Genomic DNA, 24,120 nt, shown 5'->3' with positions numbered 1-24,120 from the left:
CGGCGGTTTTCTTTTTCCAGCCTACGCAGTTTGCCAGACGGTGCGTTTTTTGTGTGCGGATTGATCCAATTAGGAGGACATTTCGGGTTATGTCAAGCCCGTTTTGGAGCCGATGAATGCCTTGGCGAAAAACTAAAATGACGCAACGCAATGTTCAGAAAGGGGGGACATATGCCGTTGCCGAGGATCTACGGTTGGGTGGCCGCTGTTGCCGCCGGAGCCGGCAGTTTCGTACTCGGTGCGGACGGTTCGTCATGGGCAGGCGAACCGAACCGTCAATACGCGTCGGCTTCCACACCGCTGACGCGACCCGCAATCGACAAGATCGTAAGAACGATTCATCGGGGCACGTCCTCGAACGAGTCCAAGTTGCAAGCCATCAGCGAATTGCCGATGGACAAGCTGACATCCGAGCAACGCGGCGAGGTTCAAGCCTTGTTAGATTCGCTGAGCTTGTATCGTCAGTTGGCAACCGTCTCGGTCCGTGCGGAACCGGAAGTTCAGCGGTATTTTCTGGAACGTCCAGATATCGCGGTGAGCTTTTGGCGATCCATGGAGATCTCGAAGTTTCATCTCGTCGAGACCACACCCGGCGAATTTACCTGCGATGACAACGACGGCACACGGGGAACCGCGAGTGTCTTGTACCAAGACAAATCGCAAAGTCTCGCGATCTGCCAAGGTGCCGTGAAAAGCCCGCTCTATCCGGGGCTGATTCACGCGAGTGCATTGTTGCACTTGCAGCATGATTTCGTGACCGGCGAAGACGGGAACACGTGGTGTCGGGATCGGGTGCGAATGTTCGTGAGCATTCCGTCTCATGCGGTTCAGGCGGCGGCTCAGTTGTTTTCGCCGTTGACGAATATGATTCTCGATCGCAACCTGCAAGAAGTGGCCGTGTTTCTCGCGGTCATGGATGGAGCGATGGCCCGCCAACCCGGTTGGGTGGAACAGTTCTCGCAGCAAGTGGAGGATATGTCCCGCGAGGACCGGGAAGAACTACTCGACGTGACCGCCAAAGTGTTCATTCGCAACCGCCAACGGGAGTATTTCCGTTTGCACGGCGAACAACCAACCATTGAGCAAGTCTTGGCACCACTGCGAGAAGCCCAGGCCAACCGACGTCGTGAGAACGCGACCAATTAATCGGCGTTTTCGTGCGGGACGTGTGTGATCGCAACCACACGCGTCTCGCACTTCGGACGCTAAGACGTCGCAATCCCGAAATTTTGAGCGAACGAAGTTCCGACGACGGCAACGCCGAGATGGGTCGATTCCGGCCGCAAGATATTCGCCCGGTGGCCGGGTGAGTCCATCCACGCTTCCACGACTTCAGCGGCGGTCTGGAATCCGTACGCCAAGTTCTCGCTCCAACCCCGATGTTCGAAACCGCCGTAATCAATCCGCGTGTTGATGGTTGGGAAGCGAACTCCCCAGAGGTTGTGCTCGAATGCGTTTTCGATACCGGCCGCTTGACTCGCGTCGACGATTTGCTTGGCGTGAATGAACGCGGACAACGACAGACGCTCGCTCGGTAGCACTTCGTTCAAGCCGGCTCGCACTCGCTCTTCATTGGTCAGCCGCAAGATTTCCAACTCAATGGCCTGCATCGACCGCGGGCGATCGGGTGTGCCTTGGGTCGTGGTGTTCGTCCCGGTGCCGCCATCGACAACATCGAGGCCAACGCCGCCCCACATGTCGTCGTTTCCTCCACGACCGAACAACCGATCGTTGCCGAGTCCCCCATAAATGTCGTCGTTGCCACCACCACCGTAGATGTCATCGTTACCGAATCCGCCGTAAATGCTCGTTGGGATGGTGATGGACTCGGAAACTTGAATGGTGTCGCTACCACTATCACCATCGATCACGATTTCCAAAACCTCGCCCACCGGGAAGGATTCTCCTGTGCTATCCACGGTCACGATGTCGTTGTTGAGAGTCACAACGATGTTGTCCGCGTTTGTGGTGCCGCGGACGACAAGAATGCCATTGGAGAGGTCGCTAGTGACTTCGTTGACCACACTTGGTGCCGGGCGAACTTCTTCAAATGTGGGATCGCGATTTGGATCCGGATCTGGGTTCGGATCGGGGTCAGGATCCGGATCAGGATCTGAGTCCGGTTCGCCAGGCAGGTCGGATGCCAACCGGTTAAGACCGTCTCCCAAGGAATAGAAAAAGAGTGCGTCGGCTTCAGCCAGCGGAGTCACCACGACGTGCTCGAACGTGCCCCCGTTGATTGCCGCCGCTTCGATGTTGTTGGTTTCCAAGCGGGTGGTCAGTTCCCCGTTGATCAGGTAGCCGGTGCGGTTGCGTCCCGATTCGGGGTTCCAGAAGAACAGGTCGGTTTGGTCGTTGTCATCAAAATCACCGGCGATCAGGCGGTTGAAGTCATTTCCGTTGACGGCAGCCGCGGGAATGAGGTTTGTCCGTAGATCGGTCGGCGTCGGGAGATCGGAATTCAGATTCAGATCGATCAGCCGATTGCGACCGGATCGAGAATTCCAGAAGAACAGGTCGCTGGTGCTGTCGTTGGCGAACTGACCACTCACGATCTGCTCGAAATCGCCACCGTTGACCGCGGATGGCTCGATTCGGTTTGTCAGGAATGTCGTCACGACGGATTCGCCGACGACCGTTTCGTCCCCAAAATCAATGAAGCGGTTCCGTCCGGTTTGGGGGTTCCAGAAGAACAAGTCTTCAGCGGTGTCACTGGAGAATTGCCCGGACACGACTTCGGTGAAATCGTTGCCGTTGACGGCTCCACTGGCGACCGCGTTTGTCGAGAAGGAGACGACTCCGTCCTGGATCGCGATGAGCCGGTTTCGTCCGGTCCGTGGGTTCCAGAAGAAGATTTCGTCGCCGGTCGTTCCGTCGAAGTTGCCCACCACAAACTGCGGGAATTCGCCATTGATCACGCCGGTTGGGACGACATTCGTGCTGATCTCGAAGCTGTTTCCAGAACCCCATGCAAAGCGGTTTTCACCCGTGACCGTATCCCAGAAGAAGTAGTCCGATTCGCCGTTGCCATCAAAATCGCCGTTCGCGATGACATCGTAACTTCCGTTGATTGCAGCGGGGGAGATCGCTGCGTTCTCGATGGTTGCCGTGAGCAGAATTCGGGATTCCAGGACTTCCGCCGCCATCGCGTGACTCGTTCGCCAGCGGCGTTTTGCTCGCTTCGCGAAGGCACGATCGACGCAGACTGTCCAAAATTTCCGTAATGTGAGAGGAGTTGTCATCAGCTCACTTTCGAACCGAATTGTTTGCAAGGAGATGCGCAAACGCCCCAGAATCCGCCCAATGCTTGGAATCTCGCATGGGAATAAGGCGGTGAAATGGCGTTCGTACCGTGGATCGGCCCGAGTCTTGTCTATCAGATCGGGAAACTGGGGGGAAGAGGAATTGTTGTCAGATAAAAATTGGCGCGCGAAGCGAACCGCGGATGGTTCGCATTATTCCGTTCACGATCCCCCACGATAGTGATTCTTCGTTCAACAGGCGGTTCGCAAATGTGTCACGAGCCCGGACACAGACGGTCGCAATTCGGTCGAGACGGTGTTTAGATGTCGTAGTACATCGCGAATTCGTAGGGATGCGGGCGTTCGCGGATGGCGTTGATTTCGTGTTCGGTCTTGTACCAAATCCAGGTGTCGATCACGTCTTCGGTGAACACGTCACCACGAAGCAGGAATTGATGATCGTCGCGGAGTGCTTGCAAACATTCCTCCAGGAACGCGGGCGTTTTGGGGACGTCTTTGAGTTCGCTGGGGTCGAGATCGTAAATGTCTTTGTCGAGCGGAGCACCGGGATCGATCTTGTTCTGAATACCGTCGAGAGCGGCCATCAACACTGCCGACATCGCCAAATACGGATTCGATGACGAATCCGGGCAGCGGAACTCGAAGCGTTTGTGGTCCCGATGTGGCGAGTGCACTGGGATGCGAATCGCTGCGGACCGGTTGCGGAAACTGTACGTCAGATTGATTGGTGCTTCGAATCCGGGCAGAAGCCGTTTGTAGCTGTTGGTCGTCGGACAGCAGAACGCCAGCACGGCGTTCGCGTGTTTAAGGATGCCGCCCATCGCGTGCAACGCCATCTCCGATAACCCACCGTATCCGCTGCCGGCGAACAATGGCTCTTCGTTTTTCCAAAGCGAGAAGTGCAAGTGCAAGCCGGAACCGTTGTCATTCCACAACGGCTTGGGCATGAACGTAGCGGTTTTGCCATTCTTAGCGGCAACGTTCTTGACGATATACTTATACCGCAGCAGATGGTCGGCAATCTGCACGAGCGGACCGTATTTCATGTCGATTTCGCATTGCCCGGCCGTGGCAGACTCGTGATGCTGGGCTTCCACCTCGACGCCGCACTCCATCAGCAGCAGCATCATTTCGGTTCGCAGATCTTGCAAGGTGTCGTTCGGGGGCATCGGCAAATACCCCTCGCGATACCGAACCTTGTAGCCTGCGGTGCCGCCGCTGCGACGTTCGCCGTTCGTGTTCCACGGTCCTTCGATGCTATCGACCCGATACATCGATTCGTGTTCGTTACAGCTGAATTGCACGTCATCGAAGACGAAAAATTCCGCTTCCGGCCCGAAGTTGGCGGTGTCCGCAATGCCGGTCGATCGCATGTAGGCTTCGGCCTTGCGAGCGACGTTCCGCGGGTCTTTGGGGTAGTCGGCCCGAGTGATCGGGTCTTGAATGTTGCATGTCATCGACAACGTGCGATCCATGAACGGATCGATCATCGCCGTCTCGGGTTGCGGGACGACGAGCATGTCGCTTTCGTTGATCGACTGCCAACCACGCAGGCTGGACCCATCGAAACTGAAACCGTCTTCAAAGCTGACTTCCGTCAGGGCTTGAACCGGAATCGTGAAATGCTTCTCCGTTCCCGGAAAATCCATGAAACGGAGATCAACGGCTTTGACATCATGGGTTCGGCATAACGCCAAAACTTCCTTCGGGGTCATTCTGTCGGTCCTGGGAACACTCATCGGGTCGGGCAACTCTCAGCGATGCTATTGGGGAACGCAAAAACCGTACCGCTTTGACGTTTCGCCATCATTCCATGGAAGATCACCCCGTGAAGGGGCAAAGGTTCTCACAGAGATCAACTCGCGTTTGGACGCCAATTTCCCTACAGTCTAGCCAGATCAGCTGTCCCGAAGTAAGCCAATTCGAGATGGATCAATTGTACGGTCCCATCTGTCTGGTTCCGTCATGGACTTGGATGGTGAATGATTGCACTCGGGAACGCAACGAATTCATGGCACCCTAGCACAAAATGTGAGCAGAAATGTCGAAAAAGAAGGCAAAGGCGGCCAAAGAGGACGTGAAGTACTGGCTGTTCAAGTCCGAGCCCAATGCGTATTCCATTTCCGATCTGTTGCAAGAGAAAAAGCAGACCACGTTTTGGGATGGGGTGCGGAATTATCAGGCTAGAAACTTCCTGCGAGACGATGTCCAGGTGGGTGATGGGGTGTTTTTCTATCACAGCAATACGAAGCCGCTCGCAATAGTGGGAACCATGCGGGTTGTGAAAGCTGGTTATCCTGACCATACCGCATTCGACGAGAACGACCATCACTACGATCCGAAAAGCGATCCTGAGAATCCGACTTGGTACCACGTCGATGTGAAGTTGGAGCAAGAGTTTCCCGAGCCAGTCACACGGGACATGCTCAAGGAGGATGAGGAAACTGCTGGGATGATGGTACTCGCACGGGGGTCGCGGTTGTCGATTCAACCCGTCACGCCAGATGAGTGGGCAGCGGTGCATCGGTTGGCCGGTGTGGAACCGAAGTCTTAGACGTATCGGCATCCGAATTGCGGTGGTTGTTTTGGTTGTTTTCCACGGACCGACTTCGATAGACTTCGAGCCCACCTCTCTCACACTTCACGGACTTGGTCGATGAGTGATTTCTCCCTGCAAAACCACGGTATTACCGTGGAACGGATTCTCCGCAACCCTGATCCCTCCACGCTGTACGAAGAGGCGATCCGCCGCGAAGCCGGCACTACGATTGCTGACACCGGCGCTCTGATCGCTTATTCCGGTGAAAAGACCGGTCGTAGCCCAAAAGACAAACGGGTCGTCAAACATCCGGATTCCGAAGCGGATGTGTGGTGGGGACCGGTCAATTTTCCGTTGGAGGAATCGACGTTCCAAATCAACCGCGAACGGGCGATCGATTACCTCAATACGCGAGACCGGTTGTACGTGATCGATGCGTTTGCCGGTTGGGATCCTGCGAACCGCATCAAGACGCGGGTGATTTCGGCTCGTCCTTATCATGCGTTGTTCATGCGGAACATGCTGATTCGCCCCACGCCCGAGGAGATGGAAACCTACGGCGAACCGGATTTTGTCATCTACAACGCTGGCAAGTTTCCGGCGAATCGTTACACGTCCGGCATGACCAGCAAGACCAGCGTGGACCTGAGCATCGAACAAGGTGAAGTCGTCATCCTCGGCACCGAGTACGCCGGTGAGATGAAGAAAGCCGTCTTCACATACATGAATTACACGATGCCTGACAAAGGCATTCTGTCGATGCACTGCTCGGCGACGGCGGAGAAAGACAGTGAGAAAAGTTCCGTGCTATTCGGGCTCTCCGGAACCGGGAAGACCACGCTATCGACCGATCCAAGACGGCGGCTGATCGGTGACGACGAACACTGTTGGAGCGATTCCGGCGTGTTCAACATCGAAGGTGGTTGCTACGCGAAAGCGATTTACCTCTCTGCTGAAACCGAGCCAGAGATTTTCGGGGCTCTCCGTTACGGCGCGGTTTTGGAGAATGTGAAATACGACTCCGCCGACCATCACGTCGACTTCAATGATTCCTCGATCACGCAAAATACGCGTGGAGCGTATCCGATCGAGTACATGGACAACGCCAAAATTCCATGCGTTGCCGGTCATCCGACGGATGTGATCTTCCTCACCTGCGATGCGTTCGGCGTGTTGCCGCCGGTGAGTCGACTGACTCCCGAACAAGCGATGTACCACTTCATCAGTGGCTACACCGCGAAAGTCGCCGGGACGGAGATGGGCGTCAATGAACCGCAAGCGACGTTCTCACCGTGTTTCGGTGGACCGTTCCTGGTGTGGCATCCTGGCAAATATGCCGAGTTGTTGGCCGAGAAAATCAAGAAGCACGACGCGAAAGTCTGGTTGGTGAACACCGGTTGGAGCGGCGGAGCCTACGGCACGGGAAGTCGGATGAAACTCGCTTACACACGTGCCATCATCGACGCGATTCACTCCGGTCAATTAGCCGACGCCCCAACGCAGCCCGACCCGATCTTCGGTATCCACGTCGTCACCGAATGCCCCGGCGTGCCAAGTGAAATCCTGATCCCGAAGAACACCTGGACCGACCAAGCCTCCTTCGACGACACTGCAAAGAAACTCGCCGGCCTCTTCCGCGAGAATTTTCAGACCTACGAAAGCGGCGTGAGTGCCGAAGTCATCCAAGCGGGTCCGACTTCTTAGCCCTGCTTTTGACTGCGTTTTGACTGCGTTTTGATATGCGAGAAAGCTGGGAGTTGTCCCAGACTGCGTTACTCGTCGTGTATTTGAATCGGCCGCAGTGATTTCAGCGTTTTGTTGAATTGCCGGTCAACCATTCGGAAGACTTTTTGGCGGAGGCGGTCGTATTCGCGGACGAGGAGTTTGGCTTCGTCGGTGAGTTCACTGCGTTGCGGTCCGGAACCGCCGACGTGCGTTTCCACGAGCGGAATGCCGAAATCGCGTTCGACGTCTTTCACCCGCGACCACACATGACGGTAGCTTTTGCCGACGTGTTCGGCGGCGGCTTTGATCGAGCCGGTTTTGTCGATCGCCTTCAGAATGTTGCTCAGCCCCAAACCGAAGACGTATTGGCCGTCTCGCTCAATCCAGATTTTGGCACGCGGTGTGAGAGGTGGCTCGCCCGTGTGCTGATCGTCGCTCATGTTGCCCTCGTTCGGAAGAGTCGACCCCATGCGAACATGGTGACGGACCGCTTCCCGAACGTCAATGTCTTGTCACGAGGGGCAGGTCAGGGAGCGACTTCGAGCAACTGTTGCTTGTAAGATTCGACGGTCGTGTAGCACTCGCAACACCGATCGATCAGAGCAGGGCGGTCTTCGATGACAATTCGCCGCCGTCGATACGAAATACAACCCTCGTCGCGGAGCATTTGAAGAATCTCCGTGACGGTTGCCCGTCGCACACCGAGAATCCACGAAAGGTGTTGTTGCGTGATGGCAAGTTCTTGCTGACCGGTGGCGTCGGCACACGTGAGCAACCACCAGCAGAGTCGTTGTTCGGTCGGATGAAGTTGGCTACAGGCGGTCTTCTGTGACGACTGAAATTTGACGGTCAACATGAAATGATGCAACGTCTCACGGAAGGCCGGTTCGGCTTTCGTCAGTGATAGAAACGGACCCACTTCGATGCCAAGCATGGCTCCTGTGGCCGACACGACGACTTCTCGATCCGACTCCAGACAACCGCACAACACTGCCACGCCGATGAAACCGTCTGGTCCAATCGTCAGGACTTCGATGGCGCGGTCGTTGCGAAGATTCACCATGACCGACGTCATGGCGTCTAACGGGAAGTAGACGGACTCAATCTCCTGGCCAGGTCGATAAACGACTTCGCCCTGTTCCCAAGTCCGGCATTTACCCATACTGAGAAGTCGGTGACGAACGTCCGTCGGCAACTTTCGAATGAGACTATTTTGTTCGATGTTCTCGGTGTCGTTCTCGGGCACGGGATTGATCTCCCATTGAAACCGACCGGCTAGTTGGCCCATCTCCGTCTGAATAGCCGGCAGAATTTGATCCAGAGACAATATTAAGTGGGTGCATCGTACGTGTCGATTGGCGAATGTCTATTGAGACGCATCGAGAAGTCGAAAAAATCGTCGAATTTCGCAGTAAGGCGATTGCCTTCTATCGAGACATCGTTCTCGAATGCACCATTCGTGCCATCAAACAAAAAAATCTCAACGAGACGCGAATCCCCATGGTAAAACGGCTGATACGTCATTGATCAAACGCGATCTCGGAGTTGACATCCCATTCTTATGGTCTGCTATCAATCAACTTGGTTCCGCCAAGGCCGGTTTGAACTGATTCTCTATGGTCTGCTGGCAGTTGCTGCGGTTTGGCCGATGCCGAAATCGCTGACAACGGTGTTACCACTCGGGACTGAACCGGTGGAAACCGTGCCACTTTTCAATCTGTGGACCATGTGGTGGAATGCGGACCGAGCGGCCGAAGGGTTTTACGATTATTGGCAGTCGCCGATTTTCTTTCCCGCTGCGGATACGTTTGCGTTCTCGGAACCGCAGCCAACTACGCTCGTCGTGGCCCCGTTGATTTGGATGATGGACACCCCGATCGCGGCCTACAACTGCTACCTCTTACTGGCCTTGAGCTTGAACGGTTGGAGTTCGTTTCGGTTGCTCCGACGGTTGGAAGTTGGGTGGGCGGCGGCGTTCACTGGTGGGGCGATGGTGCTGTTGTTGCCGTTCGTGCATTGGCAACTTGGGGTGTTGCAGCTCGTGCCGATCTTTGGAATCGTGTGGACGATTCACGCACTCGTCGATATTGCCCACGGTCCGAATTGGCGAAACGGTTTGCGGTTAGGACTGTCGGTCGCGGTGACTTATTTCCTCTGCAACCATTATGGATTGTTCCTATGTTTACTGTTGGTGCCGACAACTCCCTGGCTGCTGGGGCGGAAAAGTTTCGATTGGCGGGCTTGGGGAATGATTTTGTTCGGTGCGACGATTTGCGTGGCGCTCATCGGTCCGATGGTCTGGACCCAATTGGAAGTGATGCACCGACACGATTGGAAACGGAGTCACGAGTTGATCGAAACGTTATCGGCTCGTCCATCCGATTTGCTGGTTCCGCCTTGGAAACCCATGTCACCGCTGCCGGCCGAGTTGGTCACGCCTCGTGAGTGGCCTTGGAAGTTGTTTCCGGGAATTGTCAAAACGGTTTTGGCGGTGGTCGGTATTTTCGGCGGGTTGTGGAAGTCGCAGTGGCGAACGGCGACCGTCTTCCTCTTGAGTTTCGGAGTGCTCGCGGAATTGTTGGCGTTGGGGCCGTTCTTGAAGATCAACGGCGTGCAACCGTATTGGTGGTTGTTCGAGCATGTTCCCGGAATCGCCCAAGTGCGAAGCGTTTACCGGTTCAACGTGTTCGCGCAGTTGGCATTGTGCTTTCTGGCGGCCATCGGTGTGCAAACGTTGTGTGTCGAATTTTGGTGTCGATCTCAAGAGCGATCTTGGGGGAAGTTCGGACTCGTGGTCACGACGTGTTCGGCGCTCGTACTGGGAGGGTGGGCCGCTGCGGAATTGTGGCCGCCGTGTCAACGTTTACATGTGGTAACGTCACCGGAAGTCCATCGCAAATGGATCGACTGGGTGAAGGACAACACACGATCAGACGCCATTGTGTGTGGCATGCCATTCGTGAAAGGAACACGGGCGGAAGACTACGCCCCGGAAGCCCAATGGATGCTGCACGGCATGTTGCATCATCGGCGAATGACGAACGGTTATTCGGGTTTCTTTCCGCGATCGTTCAAGCGATTGAAGGGCGATTTGTCGGCGTTCCCCAATCGACACGGGTTCGAAGCCCTGGCGAAACTTGGGGTGAAATGGTTGATTGTCGATTCCACCAAAATGCCGACGGTGCAACTGATGAGTGTGCCCGGGATTCGGAATTACCTGCGTCTCGACTTTTGGGACGAAGACGCGGGAATCGCAATCTATCGGCTGTTGAAATGACAAATCCCTACGGACTCGTCGTCAACGGGATGCGAACTCGAAGCGTCAAGTTCGCGGTGCCCGTTGAGCGGATTGCTGATGCCGCCGGTCTATTTTGTCAGTTTGATTTCGATCTCATTGCTGCCAGATTCGATTTCCACAGTTGCCGGATTCGGTTTCAACCCGGCATAAGGGGATTGGGCGGCTTCGCCGTGCCCGTCGGTCGCGGCAGACGATTCGGCGGCGGGAGCACCGTAAGAGATCGCGTGTTTGCCGATCACGGCACCGTCTTCTTCTTCATAGGTGCTGAGTGTGAAGGTTCCATCCGATTGAATTTTCCCCGACGCAGGTTTGCCGGGCGTGGGGTTGTCACTGCTAGCTTGCGGCACGAATGTGAGAGTTCCACCGGTGACTGGTTGGCCGTTGAACGTGACCGTTCCCGTAACCTCTGCGGTGGATTTCTGATCGCCACTGCCTCCGCAGCCTGTAACTGTCATCACGAAACCCATGATGACCAAGCCCATCGCATGCACGCTTTTGCGAATATCCGTCATTGAGTATTCCTTGGATTGAGCAATTCCATAAACAACCAGCCCGAACATCGGCTGACGTTCGAGCTGGTGAAATCATTGGTGTGGTTGCCGTTTCACCGTTGATGCGAGACCACCGGGAAACGATCTTGGAGCCAAGAGCAGACAGTCGGACTATGGGATGGTCACGACTTGTCCGTCATTGCGTTGGCCCAGATTCTCATAGGTGACGACGTCGATGTTTTCGCTCAGGAAGCTGACCGAGCCATCGCCAAAGACGAATTGAGCACCACCAGGGTGTTGGCTGCCGAAGCTCAAGTTCGACTCGGCATTGATGCGTTGGTTGATGGGGGTGATTCGGTCCATCAACCGCAAGTGCGATCCCAAGCCGAGTTCATCGCCACACCCGCGACCGTTCGGATTTCCGCCGGCCCAGATGGGGTACGCTCCATCACCGATGTTCGATGCGGTTACGTTTTCGCTGACCGAAACTTCACCAATGCACACTGTGTTGCTGGTTCCGTCGATGATGTCTCGCATCGCCGTGGGGTAGATGTTGGTGTTGTTGTTGGAGCTTCGGTACACACCGTTGAGGGTGTCGCCACGAACGCCCGTGTTGCAACCCCAGTCGGAGAGTGCTTGGTTCGGCCAGTTGCGGACGTTCCCCATGTTGCCAAGGTAGTTCGACTTCCCGTAATTGTTGTTGGCTTGCTCCGGGAGGATGTCACTCGGGCAGATCAGTGCGCTCAACACGTTTTGCGTGGCGTTGTTGCCGAGGGAGTTGCTGACATTGTGGTTGGCGACGGAGTCAACGTTCGAAACGCCTACCGAACTGCTGCTGAAACTCGGAGGCACGAACATGCCAGCAGTTTTCAAAGCGTCGTAAATGTTGGTTTGTTCCATGAACGGCAGCAGGTGGACATTCCAGCCCCAGTTCACATTGTCGTCGTCATAGGAACCGTAAGGGAATGCTTTGTAGACATCATGAAAGTTGTGCATCGCGACGCCCAACTGTTTCAGTTTGTTCTTGCATTCCGTTCGGCGGGCAGCTTCGCGAGCTTGCTGCACCGCTGGTAGCAACAACGCGATCAGAATCGCAATGATGGCGATGACCACGAGTAGCTCAATTAACGTGAAGCCACGACGTGAAGATAGATTTCGTCCGCGCATACAACTCTCCTCAAAAAAGGACCAAAAAAGTGTGTGGGGATGGTGAATCAGTCAAACGACTGACCCACCACATGGATGTAGCGTCAGGGTGCCCGGGAAGAACTGGTGTGGTGTGAGGGTTGTGGTTCCCAGGATGGTCGTTGCGTTGGCAACGTTTGGTTGGGCGAAGTTAATTGCTTCGGTGTTCGAAGAATTTAACCTCATATTGGCAGGAAAGATTCGGCAAATTTTCACATACCTGAACAATTTCACGGAATCACCACGAACGATCACTCCAATCACAACCGCAAGTGATCGACGATTTCTTGCGGCGTGCGGGAGTAACCGATGTAGAACGGGCCGAATTCCGCGTACTTGGCGGAGGCTTCATCGAACCGCATGGTGTAGACGATTTCCTTGATCGATTCCGGATTGCGTCCCCAAAGAGTGACGCCCCATTCCCAATCGTCGAAACCAGTGCTGGCGGTAATCAACTGCGACACACGACCGGCGAACTTAATTCCACTGGTGGCGTGTTCCGACATCAAGGCCGACCGGTGCGAGAACGATTCCATGTACCAGTTCGCACCCGGCACGCGGCTCTTGTTCATGGGGTAGAAACAGAAGACCGGCAGTTCCGGGAAATCGGGATACAAGCGTTGCTTGTTCATCGCCGGCAATCGCGAGGCGTAAGCGTTGAGTTTCGCCGCGTACATTTCCGAACCGGCTTCCAACCCCTGTGCGACGAGTTTTTCACCGTACTGCTCGGCAGTGGGAACGTATTCGGAGACTTCACTGATCGAGACGAACGAATACGTCGGAACCAAAGCCGGTCCCAGTGGGCACGCGCGGATGGCTTGCACGACGCTGTCGATCACCAGCGGATCGGGGTCCATAATCATCAAACCGAGATCCGCCCGATGACCACTCATCACGGCTGCGAGCAACCGTTGCGGGGCGTCTTCTCGTTCGGGGTTCAGCCAGTGCATCAATTCGCCGCGTCCCCAATCGCGATCCGACTTGCCAATCGCGTTCAAAGCGGCTTGGTCAACTCGGTAATAAATATGCAGGCAATGCCAGCCTTCGGAGAGTTTCACGGTGGGATCGGGCAGGGCGGCTTGGGGAGGGCGATTCATAGCGTGTGGTATTCAAAAAGTCTGTTGTGGTGGGAGTGTCAGTAGACACGATAACCTAGGCGGAACGTGAGGCACAATCCACTCAAATTGCAATTTCGTGTGGAAAAGCACGATCTTAATGATTGTACCAACTTTGCTGGCGGAAGCGGATTCGGAACGCCGATACTATGGGTGTCCCGGAAACACACAACGGAACACAAGCCAGACTGCCACTTTCGGATCAAATGGGCACCGGGTGCCTGTCACAAGCGAGGAAAGCTTGCCGACGCGGTTCGTGGCGATGTTCCGAGGTAGAGGAGACGATTCCACCATGCTGCGACGATTCGTGCTGAGCGGCCTCCTGGGAGTAGCGGCATTCGGTGCCCTCTCCACGCAAGATGCCGACCTGTCCGGTAAGGCTGAAGCTCAGGCCCAACAAGTCGGCCAACCCAACGATTGGCAACGCTTCTACTACTATCCTTACGTGTACTACCCCCACAACTTCCAACCGCCAAAGCAGTACGACAGCATGTACTACAAGTACCCGGCGGAACGTCGAATCCCGGTGTACAACAAGGATTGGTACAACTTTTATCCAACGGAAAAACCCTGGTACAAAGGCCATCACTTCATCTTGGATGTGTTCTGATCGGGTGATCGGTCCTAATCCAAAGGACTATCACCGATCAGCTTCCGGGGGCGATTGTCCGCAAGGACGAATAAAACGACCCGGCGAACCTAATGTTCGCCGGGTCGTTTTTGTGTTACCTCATGCTTTCACGGTTGCGAACTCAACGGTTGATTCCAATCGAGAACGAGAATACCGGAGTCGGTTGGGAACTACCCCGTTTTCGGAAGATCGGGTCTTCGCTGAGCACCTTTTGAACTTCCTCGCTGATGACGGACGGCAAGAGTTCTTGAGTCTCATCATCCAAACCGAGACACTCTTGAAACTTGCATTGAATCGTTCGAGGAAGCTGTCCCAGCACGTGGGCTTCGAGATTCTGACATTTCAGAATCAGTGGGTGACCGTCATCGTCCACCTTCCGAACGCTGACACCCTGCGGACCGCATTCGAGCTTGAACCGTGTGTCCTGGGAAACTGCACACGCGGAATTCACGCCAGTATTCCCCGCGTTGGATTGCGTGCATTTTGGTTTCTTCTCCGCACATGCCGGCCGAGTTGGTTTCTCCTTCGGATACGCAACCGGGGCTTTGTACTTCACGGGCTTTGCGGTTTCGTTGAGACGGACGGAGACGTCGCGGATTCGGTACTGTTGCCCACCGTGGGGAAAGGTGATCACTCTAACTTTCGGTGGGGTGGTCGGTGCTTTTTGGACGACCGGTTGGCACGGCTTGGGTTGCGTCTCTTCGGTCTTCGCGATGTTACGCTCGGCTTTTGAGGCCATCTTTGGTGGCGACGGTCCGACGACCGTGGCGATGAAGTTCGCGACGGCTTTCTGTTTTTCTTCCGTAGTGGTGATGGTCAGGATGTCGTCATCCCGTTTCACGTCGATGCTGCACTGATCCCGCAGCAGTGTGGCCAACATTTCGCCTTTTTGCGAAGGCAGGGCGTAGCGAACTTCCACGATGTTCGTGACCGAAATCGCACCGGGATACGTCGTATCGGCCGGAGATTTCGGAGCCGGTTTCGTTTCAAATTTGCCACCGAAGACGGGCTTTCCACCGGCAACACGTTGCACGAGTGCCCGGATTTGTTGTGGCGAGATCATGCCAACCGCTCGGTCGCACGGCTCGCCATCGACAACTGCCACGAACGACGGCAGCACGTTGACGTTGAACTTCTTGGCGAACTCCGGGTGCTCGTCGATATTCACAACCTTCAGCGGGCAACCGTGGCTGATGAGGTCTTGAATGATCGGTTTCATCTGTCGGCATGGACCGCACCACTCCGCACCGAAACACAGCACATGGTTGTTTCGGTCCGCCTCCGCAGCAGCGGGCGAGGAGTAAACCGGCACGCTGGCGGTTTTCTTTTTGTCACAACCGGGGCATTGGCAGCCTTTGCATTCACAGCCGTCTTTGCAGCAACTCGATTCTGCCGAGCACGCTTCGTAGACAACTCGTTCGTGACCACTCGGGCCTTTGCAGACGCGGGCTTTCACGTACGGTGCGTGTGCGGCGACCATCGGAGGAACCGGCATCGGAGGCATGACCGGATGATGCGGTCCATGAGCTGGGGCATTCATCGGCCCATGCGGCGGAGCACCAAACATTACAGGAACCGGATACGGTGCGTACGCCGGAACCCCAGCCATCGGAAACACACCGACCGGGCAAGCCACGGGTGCTGGGCCATTGGCAACGGGCGTTACGGGGTGAGGAAAATTCGGTGCGGGCGGGAAGAATCGCTCGTGCTCATCGCTGTGTCGAGCGAACGGAGCCGGATGGACCGGTTGCGGATGCGGAGCGTGTTCGAATTCGACTTGGTGAATTCGACGGGGCGCGGGAATCGGTGTCGGTGGTTCGACGGGGAACTCGGGACCGGGCGGGAAAAACACGACGTCGTCTTGCACGTATTGCGGTGACGGCAGCGTTTGTCCGCGCCACCCATGGGGAACGAAATTGTTCAATGCTTGCCGCAATCGGGTGATCGTTGGCACGCGGACCGGTCGTGGCGGTTTTGCGGTCTTGAGGGCGGGGACGATTTCGCTGGGCAACTGGCATTGAAGTTTGAGTTCAAAACGCCCACTCGGAACTTGTCGACTCACCTCACATTTCGTTCCGCACAGGATTTCCGAGTTTGCACCAACGGACACATGGGCTTTGCCCGGTGGGCAGGGGGCCGGCGGGCACTCTTTCGGTGAATCCGCGGCGAACACGCCGACATTGAGCAGCAGGGCGGCAGTCCAAAATACTTCAGGCATCGACAATCAACTCCTTGATAGATGAGTCGGGAATCCGTTCGCGACATCGGACTCATCCACCGATGCAAAACCGTTGCCAATCCATCAACCGAATTCGGGAATTCTCTCCAACTCGTGGATCACATTGATCTTCCAACGACGAAATGTTTTTCCGTGTGTGTTCCGGAGACGAAAGAATTGCAATTCCATCCCGATCGGTTTGCAAGAATTACCGACGGAACTGTTTGTTCGCTCTTGGAAAACCATCAACGATCGTTGATAATTGAGCCGATTGATCTGACAGATGAATCGTGTGCTCGGATTGAACACCTTCCAACCGGAATGTTCCAATGACCCCACCAACAACGCCTCACCCGCAGAATTTCGCCCGCCAAGCCTGGTTTGATGGAACCGCCCGCCGACCGGAGGGGTTGTCTCTCGTGTCGCGGCGGAACGTGCTCAAAGCGGGATTGGCCGGAATTGGCGGTTTGACGTTGCCGGGCCTGTTGCAACATGAACAATCCGCCCACGCCGGTTTGAAGACCGACCCCTCGAACGGAAAAAGTGTGATCCTGTTATGGATGGCGGGCGGACCGAGCCACATCGATACCTGGGACCCGAAACCGGACCGTCCGGTCAACAATCGTGGTCCGTTCGATGTCATCCAAACCAAGCAACCGGGAACGTTGATTTGCGATCGTCTGCCGTTGATGGCCGATCGACTTGATAAGTTTTCGATTCTGCGGTCCGTTGATTGTCGTGGTAGCAGTCACCAACCAAACATGGTGATGCAAACCGGCAACCGCGAGGCGGCTCCGCGAACGAATCCGAAGGGCGATCGCTATCCGTCACACGGTTCGATCGTCGCCAAGCACTGCGGACCGGTCCGGCCGGGAATGCCGCCGTATGTGGCCTTCCAAACCCACCCCACGCACATCGGCTACGCGGGTTGGTTGGGCAAACAATACGATCCGTTCATCGCCAACAACGCCGCGAAACTGCCGATCTACACGAATGTGGGGAAGGATACCGGTCGCACATCCGGGGCCGACGTGTTCCAACTTCCGTCCGGTTTGAACTTGGAACGACTGAAGAACCGGCAGAATCTCGTCGCGGATTTCGACCAGCTCCGTCGTGATCTCGATTTGCGAGGTTCGATGGACGCCGTCGATTCGTATCGGGCGCAAGCGGTGGATTTGCTCGTCGGTCGGCGGGCTCAGGAGGCGTTCGATCTTTCACGGGAATCAGACGAAACCCGCGCGAAATACGGCAAGCACTTATGGTGTCAACAGGCGTTGCTCGCTCGGCGTTTGGTCGAAGCCGGTTCGCGGTTTGTCACGTTGGACTTGTCGTATCACCCCGCGTCCGGGACGTGGGACAATCACGGCGACAACATCCCACCATACGGCGGAATCTCGCGTGGCTTGGGGCCGCTGTTGCCGTTGTTCGATCACCTCATCACGACGCTTGTCGACGACTTGGAAATGAAAGGTCTGCTGGACAACACCCTTGTCATCGCGATGGGCGAATTCGGACGCACCCCGAACATGGGCACGCAGGGCAGCACCGATGGTCGGAATCATTGGCCGGTTGTAATGTCGATGGCCCTCGCCGGCGGTGGCCTGACGCATGGTCAGACGATCGGTTCCACCGAATCGGACGGCGGAGCGATCCAAAGTCGACCGATTACTCCTGGCGATTTGTCCGCGACGATCTACCGTTACTTCGGCGTGCCACTCGGAACCACCTACGAAGACGAACGCAACCGTCCTCGCTACATCGTCGAAGACGGCCAACCAATTGCAGAACTCTTCAGTTAATCGAAACAAAACAAAAGCCCAACGCCGTTTGAGCGTCGGGCTTCTGGATTGTTGGGTTTGTTGCCGACAAATCAGATTGGGCAGGAGATGTTCCCGAGGCGTTCGGTCAGTTTGCCGTTTTCTTCGTAGTCGATCGGAACAGCGACCAAGCTGGGGCCGTCTTCTTGGAAAGATTGCTCCAAAACATCCGCGAGTTTCGTGCTGTCGTCGCAGAAGTGACCTTTCCAACCGAAGGCCTCAGCGAGTTTGACGAAGTCGGGGTTGCCGAAATCGAGATCGGTGTGGCGGCCGAAAGTGTTGTCTTGCTTCCAGGCGATCAAACCGTATGCGTTATCGACCCAGACCATCACGGTCAGGTTCACATTGAGACGCCGAGCGGTTTCCATCTCCTGCACGTTCATCATGAAACCGGCGTCGCCGCAGACCGAAAGAATTCGTCGGTCCGGATGAACCAAGCACGCTGCGATTCCACCGGGCAACGCGAAACCCATCGAGCAAAAACCGTTCGGAATCAGGCATGTGTTCGGCTCATGACATTGGTAATGCCGAGCGATCCACATTTTGTGAGCACCCACATCGGATAGCAGCACGTCATGCGGTCCGAGAACTTTCCGGGCATCGGCGAGCGCTTTCTGCGGTTTAATTTTGCCGACGGAATCGTCGTTGGCGTACTCGTCGAGGTCCTTCTTCATCGCTTCGCGAGCATGTCGGGCGTGCGAGTGGTCGTAATCGAGATTCTCCGGACCAAACGCGTCAACACGTTCGTTGAGCATCCACAACGTGTGAGCCAAATCGCCGACGACTTCCACATCAATTCGGTAATCTTCGTCGATTTCCGCCGGAATGAAGTCGAGGTGGACCAGCTTGTGAGTGTTGTCGGCATTCCACAATCGCGGGTGATATTCGACCATGTCATAACCAATGGAAATGACGACATCGGCCGCCTCGATGGCACAGGCTCCATGATCGCGAGCTTGCAGACCAACGGTGTAGCAGCATTCGTCGGCATCCATGTCGATACAACCTTTGGCCATGAACGTGCTGAGCACGCCGATGCCGGTTTTTTCGACGAAGTTGCGGAGTTGCTTACTGGCTCGGCGACGGATCGTGCCGTTTCCGGCCAAGATCAGGGGGCGTTTCGCGGTCCGAATCGCTTCCCAAGCTCGGTCGACGATTTTGTCATCGGGCACGGGACGGCGGAACTTACGAACTTCGATTGGCTCGGTCGTGGCGTCTTTTTCAGCGATGTCTTCCGGCAACTCGATATGACACGCCCCCGGTTTCTCGGTCCGAGCCAACCGGACCGATTTGCGGACGATCTCGGGGATGTTGTCCGGATGGTAAACCGTCTGAGCCCATTTGGTGACGGGGCGGAACATCGCGACCACATCCATCACTTGGTGCGATTCTTTGTGAAGCCGTTCGGAATCGCCTTGCCCGGTCAGCACAAGCATCGGGGCACGGTCCATGTTGGCGTCGGCGACACCGGTGATCAGGTTGGTCGCTCCCGGTCCGAGTGTGCCGAGCGCTCCAGCAGGGTTGCCGGTGAGGCGGCCATACACTTCCGCCATGAACGCGGCCCCTTGTTCGTGACGAGTCAGAATGAACTTGATCTTGTCCGAGGCATCCAGGGAAATCATGAAGTCGGCGTTCTCTTCGCCGGGCACGCCGAAAATGTATTCAATCCCTTCAGTTTCCAGACATTTCACGAACAGATCGCTGGCTTTCATGACATCGCTTCCTTGGAGATGTGAGTTGAGAGAGTGCAGAGCGTCGAGATGGCGTTGAACAACAAAGAGCGCGTTCACTCGTCGAGGCAGATTACACCCCACCGGAGCGGATTTCCACCGTAACCACGATTCCGTCGGTTTTTAGTAAAATGTTGTGCTCGAACAATTTGCGTCCGGACGCTAGAATGGGAATCTTCAAATGGCATAGCCGTGCAACTTGAGGTGGATGGATCGATGAAAAGTCGTCGTGGTTTTACATTGATTGAACTGTTAGTTGTGATTGCCATCATCGCGATTCTGATTGCGCTTCTGCTCCCGGCGGTGCAACAAGCCCGTGAAGCGGCGCGACGGATGCAGTGCATGAACAACCTCAAGCAAATGGGAATTGCACTGCACAGCTATCACAGTAGTCACGGTTCCTTTCCCTCGGGTTTCATTTCGGTGTTGGACGATCCGAATTGGAGCTACACGACCGGTAACACTCGTAGTTTTCCGCAGGAGCAGGGGCCTGGTTGGAGTTTCTTCGCCCTCATGTTGCCGCAACTTGAGCAGGAAAATCTCCACGAGCAAATCCGCTTCGATTTGCCGATTGCTGCTCCGGAGAATGCCGATGTCCGTCAGCAATCCGTCACGACGTATCTGTGCCCCAGCGATACCGATGGCCGCGTGATTCAAGTCACTACGTGTGGCAATCCGCCTGCGGACTCCGGATCACTCACGAATTTGACTGATGCGGCTGTCTGTAGTTATGTCGGTTCGCTTGGTGGGGGGAACAGCACCGATCCGAACTATGGTGCCTATGAATATCAGCCGTTCAACGGCGTGTTCCATCGGAATAGTCGAGTTCGGGTGGCGGACATCACCGACGGGACATCGAATACCATCGGCATCGGCGAACGCATGAGCCGCTTTGTGGAAAGCACTTGGACGGGTGTCGTGCCCACGCAAAGCATCGTCTACAACCAAACCAATCCACCGCAACCGAATTTCAACCCGCCCACAGATCCGCCGTGCTACAAATGGCGACCGCCGATCACTGCAATCCTCGTTCACGCCCGCTCGGGCCCGCCGAACGGTCTTACGAGTAGTCCTGCAACTTTCAACGGTCCGCACGAGGCCGGTTGCAATTTTTTGCTGATGGACGGCTCGACCCGCGTGATTACCGACCAGATCGGCTTGCCGATGTTCCGGGCTCTGTGTACCCGTAATGGCGGTGAAGTTGTCGACAAAGACTGAACAGTTTGCATATTCTGTACCGAATTTGGCCAAATGGCATCGAAATCGGCTGGCAATCATGTAACAATAACCGTAGATGCGTCACCAAGACGCGTCTTCAGACGACAAAAACTGCCAGTCCGTTTCACACCGTGAATGGAAAGCAAGCTGAGTCATTGCCACTCGGTATTGCGATCGCGGTCCCTCCTAGTCAGGCGAGTTGACGACATCCTCAGTCGGCACTCGTGGTTTGGATGATCAATGACTCAATCCCTCGCACAGAATGTCCTTCTGGGATTCATCCTTCTCACAGCAGCGTCTGCCCATGCCGAAGTCGAATCGACGACCGAAGAGAATCGGGCGGCGGAAACCGTCACGTTCAATTTCCGAGAAGCACCGTGGCCAGGTGTGCTGAGTTGGTTCGCGGAGAAAGCCGACCTCACGCTCGATCTGACCGACCCCCCAACCGGGACGTTCAACTACGTCAGCGAACGCGAGCAAACCATCGTCGAGGCGTTGGACGTTCTTAACGGATATCTGTTGCCGCGTGGGTTCGTCACACTTCGACGCGATGAATTCCTCGCCGTCTTGAAGACCGACAATCCGATTCTGCCGAATCTCATTCCAACCGTGCCCGCGTCTCGATTGAATGAGTACGGCAGCAATGAACTCATTCGCATCGTCGTGAAACTGCAAGGGCTCACCCCCAGCGAACTGGTCGAGCAAGTTCAAACAGTGCTCGGCCCGCATGGGAAGGCGTCTGCATTGGATGCTTCGGAATCGCTCGTCATTCAAGGGTTTGGACGCAGTCTGCGGGAAGTGGTTGCACTGCTCGATGATGCCATTGTCCCTGCCGCCGATGACGAATTGACGTTCCGATCGTTCCCGCTCAAGAACATTTCCGCGACTGATGCCGAACGGCAGATTCAAAATCTGTTCGGTCTTGGCGGCAATCCATATCAAGCGTCGATTGCCCGCCGAAACGCCTATTATTCCAGCCGATCCCGCGGACGGGACGACGACCGAAACCGCACTCCTCAGCCAACCCCGTTGTTGCAGACGATGGCGATGAACATGAAGGTGTCGGCTTTGGGGCAAACCAACACGCTGCTCGTGACGGCGACGCCGGCGGCGATCAAGTTGGTCGAGAACATTTTGCAGTCGATCGATGTGCCACCGCCAGATGGCAATCCGCTGGCACTCAACGACACCACGCCGGTGCTGCGAGTCTACAAAGTCAAAGATGCCGACGAGGACGACGTTGCAGAAACCGTGGACGCGGTGATGCCGGGTGTAGTCATCAATGAAGACGGCCGCCACGATTCCATCCACGTTCTCGCCACGCCGCGTGAACATGCGGAAGTCGAAAAACTCATTCGCATCATCGACAGTGACGGTTTTGGCAGTGGTTTGGAAGTGATTCAGTTGACCAAGACCGATCCGTATCAAGTCAGTGAGATGCTGACCTCGTTGTTCGAGAACGAAGACCGGGACGATCGCCCTGTCATCCGTCCCGAACCGCTTTCCCGTTCGCTCGTGATCCGAGCCACCGGCGGACAAATGACCGAGATTAAACAGATGCTCTTGGCGTACGGTGAGACCGGGACCGCCACTACACCCGCGAGCACCGGCAGCCGATTCCGCAAAGTCTCCCTGACCGGCAGCAACGGCGAACGCGTTGCCCGTGCGGTGGAAGAATTGCTTTCGGACGATCGTGAATTCGAAAATCCAATTCGGGTCGTTGTGCCTTCTCGATCGACACGCAGCACACGTCGTGACGACGACAAGAAAGACAGCTCCCGTATCCGAGTGGATCGTGATGCCGCATCCTTGCAAAACGCGGTGGCATCGGACGATCAATGGATGGCATCCGTCGAAGACTCCGCCTGTAGTTCCCGCGAGTGTCGTCCAGAAACTCGTACGCAGACCGCCATGCAAACAACGCAGAACGTCAACGTGCTGAACGAGGAGAAAGCAAAAGCCGAGAATGCAAAGCAATCGCGACGGCAACGGGTGACGATCGAAGTTCGCGACGGCGAATTGCTGATGTACTCGAACGACGGGAAAGCACTCGATGAAGTTGAGGACACCGTTCGCGAGTTTCTTCGGCAACTCCCGCCGGAAACCGATTGGACGGTGTTTTATCTGCGTGCCGCCGCTGCGGAGGACGTGGGCGATCAACTCGCCGAACTTCTGCGCGGGCAATCCACCACGCCGCTCGTCGGACCAACGTACGGTTTGGAATCCAGTTATTACGGCCAACCGGTCATGCGAATCATTCCCGACTCCCGCACGAACGCCCTGTTCATCAGCGGGACCGAGCAGGAACTTGATCAGGCAGAGCGGTTCTTGGAGTTCCTCGATACCACGGAACTTCCCGAGTCCATGCGTGACCGTGTGCCACGAGCAATTCCCGTCGAACACGCCGATTTGACCGCGGTCGCTGAGATGATTCGTGAACTCTACAAGGACTTCATGGTCGATCCTGCCGCCCAAATGCAGGCACGTCGTCGGGACGACGACCGAGGTGATGACGACGAACGCCGTGTCCTCGTGAGTCAGGCGAACAACAGCCAGAAAGGGCTTCGTCCGCCGGGCATTCGACTGACGCTCGCCGTCGACACCAACACCAGCGAGCTTTTGGTGTCTTGCAACGAACAGTTGTTCGAGCAGATCAAGGAAGTCGTCGCCGCCCGTGACGCCGCAGCTTACGAGTCCCGTCCGCAAATGCGAATCGTCGAACTGGAAAACATCGGAGCCGCCGAACTTGGCATGGCGCTTGATGATCTTTCACCGCGAATTTCCGTCAGTTCCACGACGGCCGGAACCGTGACGCGTTCTCGTACCAACAGCAGCAACCGTTCCCGCCGGCCTAGTACATCCAATCGCCGTCGCAACCGAAATTGATGTT

General features: G+C 55.9%; 17 protein-coding genes. 8 read left to right on the top strand and 9 right to left on the bottom strand.

Annotated elements, in window-relative coordinates; genetic code table 11:
- Positions 1 to 171 precede the first annotated feature (171 nt).
- Positions 172 to 1,146 (top strand): hypothetical protein, encoded by a 975-nt coding sequence (locus tag G6R38_RS22240; RefSeq protein WP_166830966.1) that lies wholly within the window; start codon positions 172 to 174, stop codon positions 1,144 to 1,146.
- A 59-nt stretch (positions 1,147 to 1,205) separates the two neighbouring features.
- On the opposite strand, the gene G6R38_RS28270 is transcribed toward G6R38_RS22240, so the two are convergent.
- Positions 1,206 to 3,242 carry a CAP domain-containing protein gene (locus tag G6R38_RS28270; RefSeq protein ID WP_166830965.1) on the bottom strand — a complete coding sequence of 679 codons (2,037 nt, stop codon included), beginning with the start codon at positions 3,240 to 3,242 and terminating at the stop codon, positions 1,206 to 1,208.
- A gap of 320 nt (positions 3,243 to 3,562) precedes the next feature.
- Positions 3,563 to 4,978: a type I glutamate--ammonia ligase gene (glnA, locus tag G6R38_RS22230; RefSeq protein WP_166830964.1), complete on the bottom strand. Its 1,416-nt coding sequence runs from the start codon at positions 4,976 to 4,978 to the stop codon at positions 3,563 to 3,565.
- A 362-nt stretch (positions 4,979 to 5,340) separates the two neighbouring features.
- Between glnA and G6R38_RS22225 the strand changes: the two genes are divergently transcribed.
- Positions 5,341 to 5,817: an EVE domain-containing protein gene (locus tag G6R38_RS22225; protein ID WP_166831086.1), complete on the top strand. Its 477-nt coding sequence runs from the start codon at positions 5,341 to 5,343 to the stop codon at positions 5,815 to 5,817.
- 102 nt (positions 5,818 to 5,919) lie between these two features.
- Positions 5,920 to 7,506 carry a phosphoenolpyruvate carboxykinase (ATP) gene (gene pckA / locus G6R38_RS22220; protein WP_166830963.1) on the top strand — a complete coding sequence of 529 codons (1,587 nt, stop codon included), beginning with the start codon at positions 5,920 to 5,922 and terminating at the stop codon, positions 7,504 to 7,506.
- Positions 7,507 to 7,574: 68 nt separating this feature from the next.
- Here the strand turns inward: pckA and G6R38_RS22215 are convergent, their stop codons facing one another.
- A complete protein-coding gene (locus G6R38_RS22215) occupies positions 7,575 to 7,967 on the bottom strand; it encodes a winged helix-turn-helix domain-containing protein (RefSeq protein ID WP_166830962.1) in 393 nt (130 codons plus the stop codon).
- An 86-nt stretch (positions 7,968 to 8,053) separates the two neighbouring features.
- The gene (locus G6R38_RS22210; RefSeq protein WP_206028680.1) at positions 8,054 to 8,854 is read right to left on the bottom strand and encodes a Crp/Fnr family transcriptional regulator; all 801 of its coding nucleotides are present in this window, start codon (positions 8,852 to 8,854) and stop codon (positions 8,054 to 8,056) included.
- Between the two features lie 234 nt (positions 8,855 to 9,088).
- On the opposite strand from G6R38_RS22210, the gene G6R38_RS22205 reads away from it, so the two are divergent.
- Positions 9,089 to 10,804 (top strand): hypothetical protein, encoded by a 1,716-nt coding sequence (locus G6R38_RS22205; RefSeq protein ID WP_166830960.1) that lies wholly within the window; start codon positions 9,089 to 9,091, stop codon positions 10,802 to 10,804.
- 89 nt (positions 10,805 to 10,893) lie between these two features.
- On the opposite strand, the gene G6R38_RS22200 is transcribed toward G6R38_RS22205, so the two are convergent.
- The 3 genes from G6R38_RS22200 to hemQ all read right to left on the bottom strand — a co-directional run bounded on the left by G6R38_RS22200 (position 10,894) and on the right by hemQ (position 13,598).
- Positions 10,894 to 11,337, bottom strand: a complete 444-nt coding sequence (locus G6R38_RS22200; protein WP_166830959.1) for a hypothetical protein — start codon at positions 11,335 to 11,337, stop codon at positions 10,894 to 10,896.
- 150 nt (positions 11,338 to 11,487) lie between these two features.
- Complete coding sequence (locus G6R38_RS22195; protein ID WP_166830958.1) at positions 11,488 to 12,483, bottom strand: DUF1559 domain-containing protein; 996 nt, start codon at positions 12,481 to 12,483, stop codon at positions 11,488 to 11,490.
- A 278-nt stretch (positions 12,484 to 12,761) separates the two neighbouring features.
- Positions 12,762 to 13,598 (bottom strand): hydrogen peroxide-dependent heme synthase, encoded by an 837-nt coding sequence (gene hemQ, locus G6R38_RS22190; RefSeq protein WP_206028679.1) that lies wholly within the window; start codon positions 13,596 to 13,598, stop codon positions 12,762 to 12,764.
- Positions 13,599 to 13,908: 310 nt separating this feature from the next.
- On the opposite strand from hemQ, the gene G6R38_RS22185 reads away from it, so the two are divergent.
- A complete protein-coding gene (locus tag G6R38_RS22185) occupies positions 13,909 to 14,226 on the top strand; it encodes a hypothetical protein (protein WP_166830957.1) in 318 nt (105 codons plus the stop codon).
- A 142-nt stretch (positions 14,227 to 14,368) separates the two neighbouring features.
- On the opposite strand, the gene G6R38_RS22180 is transcribed toward G6R38_RS22185, so the two are convergent.
- Positions 14,369 to 16,465 carry a thioredoxin family protein gene (locus G6R38_RS22180; protein WP_166830956.1) on the bottom strand — a complete coding sequence of 699 codons (2,097 nt, stop codon included), beginning with the start codon at positions 16,463 to 16,465 and terminating at the stop codon, positions 14,369 to 14,371.
- A gap of 329 nt (positions 16,466 to 16,794) precedes the next feature.
- On the opposite strand from G6R38_RS22180, the gene G6R38_RS22175 reads away from it, so the two are divergent.
- Positions 16,795 to 18,264 carry a DUF1501 domain-containing protein gene (locus G6R38_RS22175; RefSeq protein ID WP_166830955.1) on the top strand — a complete coding sequence of 490 codons (1,470 nt, stop codon included), beginning with the start codon at positions 16,795 to 16,797 and terminating at the stop codon, positions 18,262 to 18,264.
- Between the two features lie 71 nt (positions 18,265 to 18,335).
- Here G6R38_RS22175 and G6R38_RS22170 read toward each other — a convergent pair whose 3' ends face one another.
- Positions 18,336 to 19,994, bottom strand: coding sequence for an acetolactate synthase large subunit (locus tag G6R38_RS22170; protein WP_166830954.1), 1,659 nt, complete (start codon positions 19,992 to 19,994; stop codon positions 18,336 to 18,338).
- Between the two features lie 234 nt (positions 19,995 to 20,228).
- Between G6R38_RS22170 and G6R38_RS22165 the strand changes: the two genes are divergently transcribed.
- Together G6R38_RS22165 and G6R38_RS22160 are read left to right on the top strand one after the other, a co-directional pair.
- Positions 20,229 to 21,230 carry a DUF1559 domain-containing protein gene (locus G6R38_RS22165; RefSeq protein WP_166830953.1) on the top strand — a complete coding sequence of 334 codons (1,002 nt, stop codon included), beginning with the start codon at positions 20,229 to 20,231 and terminating at the stop codon, positions 21,228 to 21,230.
- A 240-nt stretch (positions 21,231 to 21,470) separates the two neighbouring features.
- Positions 21,471 to 24,116 carry a secretin N-terminal domain-containing protein gene (locus G6R38_RS22160; RefSeq protein WP_166830952.1) on the top strand — a complete coding sequence of 882 codons (2,646 nt, stop codon included), beginning with the start codon at positions 21,471 to 21,473 and terminating at the stop codon, positions 24,114 to 24,116.
- The last annotated feature ends 4 nt before the right edge of the window (positions 24,117 to 24,120 follow it).

The organism is Thalassoroseus pseudoceratinae (assembly GCF_011634775.1).
Classification (GTDB): Bacteria; Planctomycetota; Planctomycetia; order Planctomycetales; family Planctomycetaceae; genus Thalassoroseus; species Thalassoroseus pseudoceratinae.
Note: the sequence above shows the minus strand (reverse complement) of the source record. Positions and strands in the feature narration are given on the sequence as shown.

Bases quoted from the DNA above. Each gene is read 5' to 3' on its own strand.
- G6R38_RS22240 (WP_166830966.1), top strand. From the start codon at position 172: ATGCCGTTGCCGAGGATCTACGGTTGGGTGGCCGCTGTTGCCGCCGGA.
- G6R38_RS28270 (WP_166830965.1), bottom strand. From the start codon at position 3,242: ATGACAACTCCTCTCACATTACGGAAATTTTGGACAGTCTGCGTCGAT.
- glnA (WP_166830964.1), bottom strand. From the start codon at position 4,978: ATGACCCCGAAGGAAGTTTTGGCGTTATGCCGAACCCATGATGTCAAA.
- pckA (WP_166830963.1), top strand. From the start codon at position 5,920: ATGAGTGATTTCTCCCTGCAAAACCACGGTATTACCGTGGAACGGATT.
- G6R38_RS22215 (WP_166830962.1), bottom strand. From the start codon at position 7,967: ATGAGCGACGATCAGCACACGGGCGAGCCACCTCTCACACCGCGTGCC.
- G6R38_RS22205 (WP_166830960.1), top strand. From the start codon at position 9,089: ATGGTCTGCTATCAATCAACTTGGTTCCGCCAAGGCCGGTTTGAACTG.
- G6R38_RS22200 (WP_166830959.1), bottom strand. From the start codon at position 11,337: ATGACGGATATTCGCAAAAGCGTGCATGCGATGGGCTTGGTCATCATG.
- G6R38_RS22195 (WP_166830958.1), bottom strand. From the start codon at position 12,483: ATGCGCGGACGAAATCTATCTTCACGTCGTGGCTTCACGTTAATTGAG.
- hemQ (WP_206028679.1), bottom strand. From the start codon at position 13,598: ATGAATCGCCCTCCCCAAGCCGCCCTGCCCGATCCCACCGTGAAACTC.
- G6R38_RS22185 (WP_166830957.1), top strand. From the start codon at position 13,909: ATGCTGCGACGATTCGTGCTGAGCGGCCTCCTGGGAGTAGCGGCATTC.
- G6R38_RS22180 (WP_166830956.1), bottom strand. From the start codon at position 16,465: ATGCCTGAAGTATTTTGGACTGCCGCCCTGCTGCTCAATGTCGGCGTG.
- G6R38_RS22175 (WP_166830955.1), top strand. From the start codon at position 16,795: ATGACCCCACCAACAACGCCTCACCCGCAGAATTTCGCCCGCCAAGCC.
- G6R38_RS22170 (WP_166830954.1), bottom strand. From the start codon at position 19,994: ATGAAAGCCAGCGATCTGTTCGTGAAATGTCTGGAAACTGAAGGGATT.
- G6R38_RS22165 (WP_166830953.1), top strand. From the start codon at position 20,229: ATGAAAAGTCGTCGTGGTTTTACATTGATTGAACTGTTAGTTGTGATT.
- G6R38_RS22160 (WP_166830952.1), top strand. From the start codon at position 21,471: ATGACTCAATCCCTCGCACAGAATGTCCTTCTGGGATTCATCCTTCTC.